9 protein-coding genes are annotated in these 10511 nt (G+C 58.2%); 3 read left to right on the top strand and 6 right to left on the bottom strand.

Annotation, left to right across the window (positions count from 1 at the left end; all coding sequences use genetic code 11):
* From NTW95_06375 to NTW95_06385, 3 genes are all read left to right on the top strand, one after another.
* Positions 1 to 859: HAD-IC family P-type ATPase (locus NTW95_06375; protein MCX6557045.1), on the top strand; the 859-nt coding region annotated here is incomplete at its 5' end.
* Between the two features lie 14 nt (positions 860 to 873).
* Complete coding sequence (kdpC, locus tag NTW95_06380) at positions 874 to 1455, top strand: K(+)-transporting ATPase subunit C (protein MCX6557046.1); 582 nt, start codon at positions 874 to 876, stop codon at positions 1453 to 1455.
* A 10-nt stretch (positions 1456 to 1465) separates the two neighbouring features.
* The gene (locus NTW95_06385; GenBank protein ID MCX6557047.1) at positions 1466 to 3106 is read left to right on the top strand and encodes a PTS sugar transporter subunit IIA; all 1641 of its coding nucleotides are present in this window, start codon (positions 1466 to 1468) and stop codon (positions 3104 to 3106) included.
* An 88-nt stretch (positions 3107 to 3194) separates the two neighbouring features.
* Here NTW95_06385 and NTW95_06390 read toward each other — a convergent pair whose 3' ends face one another.
* The 6 genes from NTW95_06390 to lhgO form a co-directional block, all read right to left on the bottom strand.
* Positions 3195 to 4109, bottom strand: coding sequence for a homocysteine S-methyltransferase family protein (locus tag NTW95_06390; protein ID MCX6557048.1), 915 nt, complete (start codon positions 4107 to 4109; stop codon positions 3195 to 3197).
* Entirely contained in the window at positions 4109 to 4750 is a 642-nt protein-coding gene (locus NTW95_06395) for a corrinoid protein (protein MCX6557049.1), read from the bottom strand. Before NTW95_06395 ends, NTW95_06390 begins: the two co-directional genes overlap by 1 nt.
* Positions 4751 to 4764: 14 nt before the next feature.
* Positions 4765 to 5466, bottom strand: a complete 702-nt coding sequence (locus NTW95_06400; protein MCX6557050.1) for a hypothetical protein — start codon at positions 5464 to 5466, stop codon at positions 4765 to 4767.
* The gene (locus NTW95_06405; GenBank protein MCX6557051.1) at positions 5463 to 6938 is read right to left on the bottom strand and encodes a trimethylamine methyltransferase family protein; all 1476 of its coding nucleotides are present in this window, start codon (positions 6936 to 6938) and stop codon (positions 5463 to 5465) included. The genes NTW95_06400 and NTW95_06405 overlap by 4 nt, the downstream gene beginning before the upstream one ends.
* Positions 6939 to 7016: 78 nt before the next feature.
* Entirely contained in the window at positions 7017 to 8276 is a 1260-nt protein-coding gene (locus tag NTW95_06410; protein MCX6557052.1) for a cysteine desulfurase-like protein, read from the bottom strand.
* Between the two features lie 33 nt (positions 8277 to 8309).
* A complete protein-coding gene (gene lhgO, locus NTW95_06415; protein ID MCX6557053.1) occupies positions 8310 to 9527 on the bottom strand; it encodes an L-2-hydroxyglutarate oxidase in 1218 nt (405 codons plus the stop codon).
* Positions 9528 to 10511 lie beyond the last annotated feature (984 nt).

Here is a 10511-nt window from a genome sequence, read left to right on the forward strand (position 1 = left end):
CAAAGGCTCCCCCGATTCCATCGCGGCGTTCATCGCGGCGGATTTTCCGGCGGAGATGAAACAGGTGATTAAAGACATCTCCCGGGCCGGCGGCACGGCGCTGGCCGTAGCCGAAAAGACGGAGGCACTGGGCGTCATCCATCTCAAAGACATCGTCAAGGGCGGGCTCAGGGACCGCTTCACCCGGCTGCGCGCCATGGGCATCAAGACCATCATGATCACCGGCGACAACCGGCTGACGGCGGCCACGATCGCCCGGGAAGCGGGCGTGGATGATTATCTGGCCGAAGCTCGCCCCGAAGACAAGTTGGCGCTAATCCGCAAGGAACAAAGAGACGGTTACCTGGTGGCCATGACCGGCGACGGCACCAACGATGCGCCGGCGCTGGCTCAGGCGGATGTGGGAGTGGCCATGAACACGGGGACCCAGGCCGCCAAGGAAGCCGGCAACATGGTCGACCTGGATTCCAACCCGACCAAGCTCATTGAAATCATTGAGACCGGCAAGCAAATGCTGATGACGCGCGGCGCCCTGACCACCTTCAGCATCGCCAACGACATCGCGAAATATTTCGCCATCATCCCGGCCATGCTCATCGCTCTTTTCCCGGAGATCGCGCCGCTGAACATCATGAGGCTGGCATCGCCGCTCAGCGCCATTCTCAGCGCCGTGGTATTCAATGCCCTGATCATTATCCTGCTCATTCCCCTGGCGCTCAAGGGGGTCAGTTTTAGACCCATGAAGGCCAAGGCACTCCTGAGACGCAACTTGGTGATTTTCGGATTCGGCGGCCTGGCCATCCCTTTTATCGGTATAAAAATAATCGATATCATGGTTAATTTTTTTCATCTGGCCTGAGGAGTAGCGTAAAAATGAAATATGTGGCGGACGAATTCAAAAAGGCGGTATGGGCTGTCGTCATGCTGTCCATTTTGTTGTGCGGGGTATACCCGCTGGCCGTTTGGAGCATCGGGCAATTGTTTTTTTCGCAAAAAGCCAACGGCTCATTGTTGCAACGCGAAGGTACCATCATCGGCTCTGCCCTTATCGGCCAGCCATTCACCTCGCCCGCCTATTTCCACTCCCGGCCATCGGCAGTCGCTTATCCCGGATCAGGAGCCATGTCCGGCGGCAGCAACCTGGGACCTTTGTCCAAAGCGCTCAGCGAACAGGCGACGACCCGGATAACGAATTACAGAAAGGAGAACGGATTGCCGGCTTCCTTCCCTGTTCCCGCCGACGCCTTCAGTGCTTCAGCCAGCGGCTTGGATCCGCACATAAGCCCTGCCAACGCTTTGGCACAGGCGGCCAGGGTAGCCAATGCCCGTTATAAAAGCAAAGATCAGATCATGCAAATGATCCGCTTGGCCACGGAAGATAAACAGTTCTGGATTTTCGGGGAAAAAAGGGTTAATGTGCTTACGTTGAATCTGGCTTTGGACAAGCAAAAATAGTGTTATAATCATGGCCAACGTGGACCAGGAAAAAGCAAGTAAATTTCTGCGCATGATCAAGCGTTCCACCCAAGGCCGCCTGAAGATCTATCTCGGCTACTGCGCCGGAGTCGGCAAGACCTACCGCATGCTCCAGGAGGGACACAAGCTGAAAAACGAGGGGATCGACGTGGTGGTCGGGTTTGTGGAAACCCATGGCCGGGCGGAAGTCAGCAAACTCCTTGAAGGACTCGAGATCATTCCACGGACGGTCAGGGAATACAAGGGAATGAAAGTGGAAGAAATGGACGTGGACGCGCTGCTGACCAGAAAACCTGCCGTGGCGCTGGTCGATGAACTTGCCCATAACAACGTGCCAGAGAGCCGAAACAACAAACGTTACCAGGATGTTCAGGAAATCCTAGCCAGCGGCATCCATGTGATCACCACATTGAACGTTCAGCACATGGAAAGCCTTTTCAATACGGTTGAAAAGTTTGTCGGAGTCAAAGTATGGGAAAGGCTTCCCGATTCGGTGATCGGCGAAGCAGACCAGATCGTCAATGTCGACCTGACCCCGGAGGACCTGAGAAAAAGGCTCGAGGAAGGCAGAATATATAAGGAAGACAAAATTCAGACAGCTCTAAAAAACTTTTTTACCCAGTCCAATCTGGAAAAGCTCAGGGAACTGACGCTGCGGGAATTGGCCGCCCAGATCGATACCCGCCGCAAGGATCCCGAAAGCGACGAGAGCACGGCCATGCCCGATCAGATCATGGTATGCCTGAGTTCGCGCGGCCCGAACAGCGACCTTTTGCTCCGCTATGCCTCGCGCTTTGCCGGCCGGCTCAACAAAAACTGGTATGCGCTGTATGTCCAGACGGCGGCGGAAGATCCGCTGCACATCACCGTTCAAACCCAGAACGCCTTGGCCCATACCCTGACACTGGCCAAGCAACTGGGGGCAATCGTTTTCACCTACAAGGGCGAGGACCTGGCCAGCACCATCCTCCGCTTCGCCCGCGAATATCACATCGGGCATATTATCATCGGAACTCCGAATCGGATCTCACTCTTCCAGAGACTGCGCTTTAAAAAAACCCTTTCTGAAAGGTTGATCCAAGAAGCGAATGGCATCAATGTCGTCGTAGCGAACATCCAGCACAGTCATTCCGCTCTGGAAGGATTTACGGCAGAAAATTCACCGCGCATCCCGGCTAAAAAGATTAGGTTAAGCGACTTCCTATCAGAAAATCACATCCTTATCTGGGAGCGCCTGGCCTTGAAGGAAGAGGTATTGCGAGACCTGTCCAGGATCGCCTGCAGTTCGGATGAAGAATACCAGGGAATATTCACCCGCCTGCTGCTCAGGGAAAAAGAAAGTTCGACATTTTTCAACGAAGGGGTAGCCTTCCCCCACCTCAGGTTGGAAGATGATTCACTCCCTAAGATCGCCCTGGGCATCCTCCATCAGGGGATCGCCGATGTGGCCACGATGGAGCCGATTCGGCTGGTCTTTCTCATCGTCACATCCATGCGCCAGAGCGATATCCAGGCAAAGCTGCTGGCCGCCGCCAGCAAGCTGGCCAGTAACAAACCCCTGGTCGGAATTCTGCTTGCGGCAAAAAATCCAGAAACGGCCTTTAATGAAATAAACAAATGGGGAAATTGACGGATCATTGCACATACGATACGATGTTTTTCCTAGTACCATCCACCCGGCATATGCTCTGAAAATTTTTCCGGCCTTTACCAGGATATCATTCTGCATTGCCACCATGCCGCTTCTGCAGCTCGCCATCCACGGCCCGGCGCATGGCCCGGGTATGATCGGGCGTGGTGCCGCAGCAGCCGCCGATCACCGCTGACCCGGCCGCGATCAACTCGGGGACCGTCGCGGCCATGAATTCGGGGGTCTCGGGATAGCGCACGACGCCGTCGCGCAGTTCGGGAACCCCGGCGTTGGCCTGGATCAGCAGCGGCAGGGCGGTAAATTTCCTGAACTCCCTGGCGATGGCCACCATCAGCCGGCTGCCGTTGCCGCAATTGGAACCGACCAAATCGGCCCCGGCCGTTGCCAGCTCCCGGCAGGCTTTCTCGATGGTCACGCCCATGATAGTGAAAAAACCACGCGCCGTGGCTTCGAAGGTCATGGTGGCCGCCACCGGGAGGGCCCGGTCTACGCTGCGCGCCGCCTCGACGGCCAGTCGCGCTTCGCCCAGGTCGGACATGGTTTCAATGCAGATCATGTCGACGCCGGCGTTGACCAGGGCTTTCATTTGCGCGCGAAAACTGTCGAATAGCTCCCCTGCATCCGTATCGCCGTACGGCTTGAGGATCCGGCCGCTGGGGCCGCACGAGGCGGAAACGAAAGCCTTGTCCCCGATCGCTCGCCGTACCGCCTGCACGGCTTTTTCATTGATGGCGTCCGTTTGCCCGTCGAGGCCGTAAGCGGCCAGTTTCAGCGGCGAAGCGCCGAAGGTGTTGGTCTGGACGATGTCGGCCCCGGCCTCCAGGTAGAGCCGGGCGATCTCTTCCAGCACTTCGGGATGGGCCAGGTTGATGCTCTCCGGGGCTTGCCCCCCGGGCAGTCCGCGCGCCATGAGCAGGGACCCGATCGCCCCGTCGGCCAGCAGGACCTGGCCGCGCCCGACCCGGGAAAGGAGGGAATCCATCAGCCGACCGCAGCAGCCAGCTTTTTCACGCCGGCGACCGCCTGGGCGCAATCGTAGCCGTAGGCGTCGGCGCCGATCTCGTCGGCATACCCTTGCGAAACCGGAGCGCCGCCGATGATTGTCTTGATGCGGCCGGACAGGTTCTCCGCCTTCAGCCGCTCGACGACCTCCTTCATCACCGGCATGGTGGTGGTCAGCAGCGCCGACATGCCGATGGCCAGCGCGCCATGGTCCTTGGCCGTTGCCACGAATTTTTCGGCGGCGACATCGTTGCCTAGGTCGATGACCTCGAAACCGGCGCCCTTGAGCATGATGCCGACCAGGTTCTTGCCGATATCGTGCAGGTCACCCTGGACCGAGCCGATCACCACCCGGCCGCGGCTGGAAACTCCCGCGCTGATCAGCAGCGGCTTCAAGACGTCCATGCCGGCGTACATGGCCCTGGCTGCCAGCAAGACATCGGGAAGGAAGATGTCGTGGACGCGGAACTTTTCCCCCACCGTGTTCATGCCGGCGATGAGCCCCTCGTCCAGGATGGTTTTGGCGTCAAGGCCCTCAGCCAGTGCCTGCTTGACCAGAGGCGGGATGCCGCCATCGTCGCCGGACTCCAGGCTACGCGCGATCGCTTTCAAAATTTCCATGATTTTCCTCCGCTTTATACCGCCCTTGCCATTCCCCTTTCCCGGCAGGCTGGACTTTGACAATGGTCGCAAAAAGGATACCTTTCGGCAATTTGATGAATATCGGCAGCTCCAGCCACAAGTACCCCGGATATCGATTTGAGCGGAATCATCAGGAACCTTTCGTTCAAATGGATGTCGATCCTTTCCGGGCGCAGGAATTCAAACAGTTTTTTCTGGCCGCTGATGTGCCAGCCGCAATAGCCGGGGCTATACAAAAGTACTTTCAGAAAATGTGTCCCAAACTGGTCTGCTCCACCCTGCCGGGCGACCCAGGATTCAGCCTCCCTGCCGGCGTTGTCGGCTGCCAATGATGCCACGGTGTCGAGCATGGACGCCAGAGCGAAATCATTACTCTTGAACAGGCGTTCAATTTCCCGGCTGATCGCTGCCCCCAATGTAAAGGCAAAGAGGAGCAAACGCTCGGCGCGTGGGAAAATCAAACCAAGCGGAGTCTCGGGAGCGTTCAATCCCTGACCCGAATATAGGGCAGCGAATTCCGATTTTGAAATCGGCTCCAGCACGTCACGCGCTTCGCTCAAGGTTTTGTATATTTCCAGCGCCCGGTTCAACAACTCGGTCACTTTCAGCGCCGGTTCTGTGTCCGCTCTCATCCCCAAGGCGGCATACACCGATTCCGGCTCCGGCAGTAAACGATGTTTCGAAAAACCAATCATAATTCTGCTACTGGCCGGGGAGGCAGCTTTTCCATGCCCCAACGCCGCGCTTCCTTTTCCATCAGCGCCACCAGCTCTTTCTTGCTCTCGGCGGCAAGGCGCGAGGGCTTCCAAGCGCCGACCAGCCGTTCCACTTCCTGCTGCGCCCGCTGCCCCAGGGAGAGGCTTCCCTCCTCGCGCCAGCGCGAGAGGTTGGCCCGGTCGATGACCCGGCCCGGGACATAATGCTCTTTTTTCAAATAACGGCGGGTGTGCGTCGCTATCAGCAGGTGCTGGTCGCGCAGGAGCTCCTCAAAGATCGGGGCGGCCGGGAAATCCTCGCGCGGCTCGATGCCCTGCACGAGGCGCAGGGTCATGCCGCATATCTCGTTGTCCAGGACCAGTTTTTCAAGGCTCTGGCAGCTTTCGAAATCGAGCATGCCCGGCCCGGAGATGCTGTTGATCCCGGACAGGGCAGCCAGGGTGGCACCCATGGCCGTTTCCAGGCCGGCCTGGGCATCGAGCAGCTTGGCGTCGCTCAAGCCGATATAAGCCTGCGTGGGCAAGCCGAAATGCTTGCCGATCTCATTGGCCGCGCAGTCGATCATCTGGGTTTCCACTGCCCCCATCGGGGTGGTTTCATAGCGCACGTCGAAAACGGCCGGCGATCCGCCGTAGAGAACCGGGGTGCCGGGACGTCTGGACTGGCTGATGACGATGCCGCTCAGCGTCTCGGCCGTATGCTGCACCAGCGAGCCGACCAGGGTTACCGGGGCCATGAAACCCGAGAGGGGCATGGAGATGAACTCGACCGGGATGCCGCTGGCGGCGCAATCGACCACGTTCTGCGAGGTGATCTCGCTCCATTTCAGCGGCGAAGTCGGGCAGCAGGAAAAAACGGTGAGCGGCTTCCGGCGCAGCTCCTTTTCGTTGCCGCGCACGGCCAACTGCATGTCCTTCATCACCTGGAAGGATTCGATGGTAAAGGTCCCGGTTACCACCGGCTTTTCGCCGTAGAGCAGGCTCAGGAAGAGGCGGTAGCTGTCGGAAATGCGGTCGGCCACGTCGGCCGGAATGAAGGCCGTGCTCTGCGAGGCGATATGGGGCAGGCCGGCGAGCAGCTGCGCATAGCGCACGTAGTCGCTCGTAACGGGTTTGCGGATCGTCTTGCTCTGCGGGTCCAGGATATGCAGGGCGGCCGAGCCGGGGGTGAAATGGACATTATTTCCCGACAGATCGTGGGTCTCGTTGCCGAGGACATCGAACAACTTGAACGAGCGCGGCGCCGCGGCCAGCGCCTCGTCCAGCAACCGCTCCGTGTAGAGGACGTGGCTCTTGGCGAAATCCACCTTGGCGCCGTGCTCGGCCAGGAGCTTGAGCACGCGCGGGTTCTGCACCTTGGTCCCCAGCCGGCAGAGAATATCGCGGGCTTCGCTCACGATCCGGGCCAGCAATTCGTCGCTCAACAGTTTCAGCTGCGGTCTCAAGGCCATGTTTTCGCCTCCTCTTCCGGCAGCGCCGGCCAAAAAATTATAAAGAAAGCCTTCGGACCTGTCAACCGTTGAGAGGAATCACCCGGCTCCGGCGATGGAGCGCAACGCCTCGAGGAAACGGTCCACTTCCGCCGCGGTGTTGTACATGCAGATCCCGGCGCGAACCGCGCCACCCTGCTCCTCGAGGCGCAAATATTTCATGGGTTCAAGAGCATAGTAATTCCCGTCCCAGACATAGATCCCGGCCTCCCCCAGCTTTTTGGCGACGATAGCGGGGACCGATCCCGGCAAGGTGAAGCATGCCGTCGGCGTCCGCTGCGGCAGGCGTTCGCGGTCGGCGATCCCGTAGAGGCGCAGGCCGGGGATCGTTCGCAATCCGTCCAACAGCCTGGAAAAAAGGCTTGACTCATAAGCCGCAATCGCGGCCAGGGCCGCCTTAAGCCAGCGCCGCCTTCCCTCGGGGTAAGCGGCCGCGGTCCGTCCATGTTCCTTTCCGCCATCGCGCCCGAGCGCGGCGAGAAAATCGATGGCGGCGGCCACGCCGGCGATCCCCTCGTGGTTCTTGGTCCCGGTCTCGAAACTATCGGGCGCCCGGTCGCTGGCCGGCCGGACCTTGTACGGCTGCACGCGCTCCAGCGCCTCCTGCTTGCCGTAGAGGACGCCCGCATGCGGTCCGTAGAACTTGTAGGGCGAACAGGCCAGGAAATCGCAGTCCAAGAGCCGGACATCGATGGGCCGGTGCGGGGCATAATGGACAGCGTCGATAAAGGTCAGCGCGTTGTGTTCCCTGGCCGCGGCGATGATTCTCGAAACATCGTTGATGGTACCGAAGGCGTTGGAGGCGTAGCCCACGGCGACGATCCGGGTGCGCTTGTTCAGTACCCGCTCGAGGGCGTCCAGATTCAAGGTGCAATCTTCGGCGTTGATTTCCAGCCAACGGACCTTCGCCCCCTTTTCCTGGAGGAAGAGCCAGGGGGCGATGTTGGCGTCGTGATCCAGGCGCGAGACGACGATTTCGTCGCCGGATTTCAAGGTCCGGCCCAGGGCGCGGGAAAGCTGCAGCGTCAACGTGGTCATGTTGGCGCCGAAGACGATCTCCTGCCCCGAGCCGGCGTTGATGAAATCGGCCATGGCGGCGCGGCTCTGGGCGATGACAGCATCGCTGCGCCGCGAGGTGGGGAAATTCCCGTGCTCGTTGGCGTTGGCCTGGCAATAATACGAAACAACGGCGTCGATGACCGTTTGCGGTACCTGGGTGCCGCCCGGGGCGTCGAAATAGACATCGCCGCTGGCCAGGGCCGGGAATTGGCTGCGTATCTGCTGGACGGGATATTCCATGTTTTCACCTCGGCTTGGCGCTTTGGGCATCGCTCAGCAACGCATCAATGTGAAATTTTTCAGGGCAAGCGTGGCGATCGACCGGCCGATGCTGATCGACGCCGTGGCCGCCGGCGAAGGCGCGTTCAGGACATGGACCATGCGCTCCGCCTCCAGGATGCGAAAATCGTCCACCAGAAGGCCGTTGGGCTCCAGGGCCTGAGCCCGCACCCCGGCCCCGCCCGGCCGCAGGTCGTTGGCCTGGATTTCGGGGATCAGCCGCTGCAGGGCCTTGACAAAAGCCCGCTTGGAGAACGAACGGGCGAATTCGCCCAACCCCATTTTCCAGAACTTGGCGGCCATGGCCCAGAACCCCGGATAAAGAGCGAATTGGGCGGTGTCGCGAAGCGAAAAGCTCCATTTTTTGTAACCTAGGCGCTTGAAGGCCAGCACGGCGTTGGGCCCGGCCTCCACCGTGCCGTCAATCATGCGGGTGAAATGGACCCCCAGAAAGGGAAAGCGCGGGTCGGGGACCGGGTATAGCAAATGGCGTACAAGCGGGGCGCGCTCGGGGAGCAGCTCATAGTACTCGCCGCGGAAAGGGATGATCTGCAAACCGGGGCGGACGCCGCACATGCGGGCCACGCGGTCGGAATGGAGGCCGGCGCAATTGATCAGGTTGCGCACGCGCGCCTCGTTGCCGTTGCCAAGCAGCACCAGTTCTTGGCCGGCCTTTTTCACCCGCTCCACCCGTGAATGCAAGCGGATCTCGCCGCCGCCGGCGCCGACGATCCCGGCGTATTTCCGGCACACCTGGCCGTAGTCGACGATGCCGGTTTCGGCCACGTGCAAGGCCGCGATCCCGGCCGCGTGCGGTTCCCATTCCTTCAGTTCGGTCGCGCCCAGCCGGCGCAGCCCCTTGAGGCCGTTGGCGATCCCTTTTCTTTCCAGCTCGTCGAGGGCCGGGAGCTCGGCGGCGTGGGTGGCGACGACCAGCTTGCCGCAGGCCTGGTGGGCGATGCCGTGCTCGCGGCAGAAGCGGTAAAGGGCCTCGCGCCCGGTCACGCAATTGACGGCCTTCAGCGAACCGGGTTTATAGTACAGTCCCGAATGGATCACGCCGCTGTTGTTTCCGGTCTGGTGGGCGGCCAGCCTTTCCTCCGCCTCGAGCAGCACCAGCGAGCGCACCCCCGACTCGACCAGGGCCATGGCCGTAGCCAGTCCGACGATGCCGCCGCCGATGATGCCGACGTCGTACAGATGATCGCCCATGGCCATTGCCTCCAGGTTGGTTTTATGCACTATCTCGATTTTAAAGGAAAATATAACAGAAGCATCAAGGTTCGTCAACGAGCTATCGTAACACGTGACAAGTGACGCGTGACGAGTAACTGCAATATCTCGAAATATGTAGTGAATGCCTTTTCGCGTTACGCTTCACCTGTTACGCGTCACGAATGATTGCCCGCCACCAGCTTGCGAAATAATTTAATTTCAAGGTGCTAAACCTTTACTCATTATAGCAAATATGTTAATCAATTGAAGATTGCCGATATTGGGAGATAAGGATCTTGTTTATTAACTTTGAACCTTCAGCTTCACGCATTCAAGATATTGAAATATGGTTAGATAGGAACCACTTGGCAAATTCTAATTTTTTGGGACGTCAAATCAATGTTCAACCAAACTCAGGAATTAATGGCTATATGTGTTTTTATGTAGATAAATTCCATTTGGACATGAGCAGTATAACTATAGATCGTTTACCCTATTTACCATATTTATTTCACATCGAACAAACAGGATTAAAACCAAGGGATATTTCTTTCGGCGACGCTATAATCTGAGGTGACGTAAAAAGTCTTAAGTAATCTATGCTGTCAGTTTTTTAAACTCCATTTTTGGAGTATTAAGAAGGCATTGGTACCAGGTCTTTCATTATTACATCAACAAAGACAAGCCAGGGCGAGATGACGCAGGTGTAGGGGCACAGCGTGCTGTGCCCTCTTATCGAAAGGAATTGAATTGGTGCCGGAATTGAATTGGTGCCAGGTCTTACATTATTACATTAACAAAGATAACCCAATGTGGGAAACCGCAGGTGTAGGAGCCGTCGGGGTCAGGTCTCAACGGGCTGTTGCCCAAATCCGATAAATCATAGAAAGAGTTTAAATATTTTTTAGTGATGTTTTATTGAAAACAAGTCTATAAAATGGGACAATTTTATCATGGAAAATAGCTTGGAGAGCAAGTCAT

It is taken from the genome of Candidatus Aminicenantes bacterium (assembly GCA_026393795.1).
Lineage (GTDB): Bacteria > Acidobacteriota > Aminicenantia > UBA2199 > UBA2199 > UBA2199.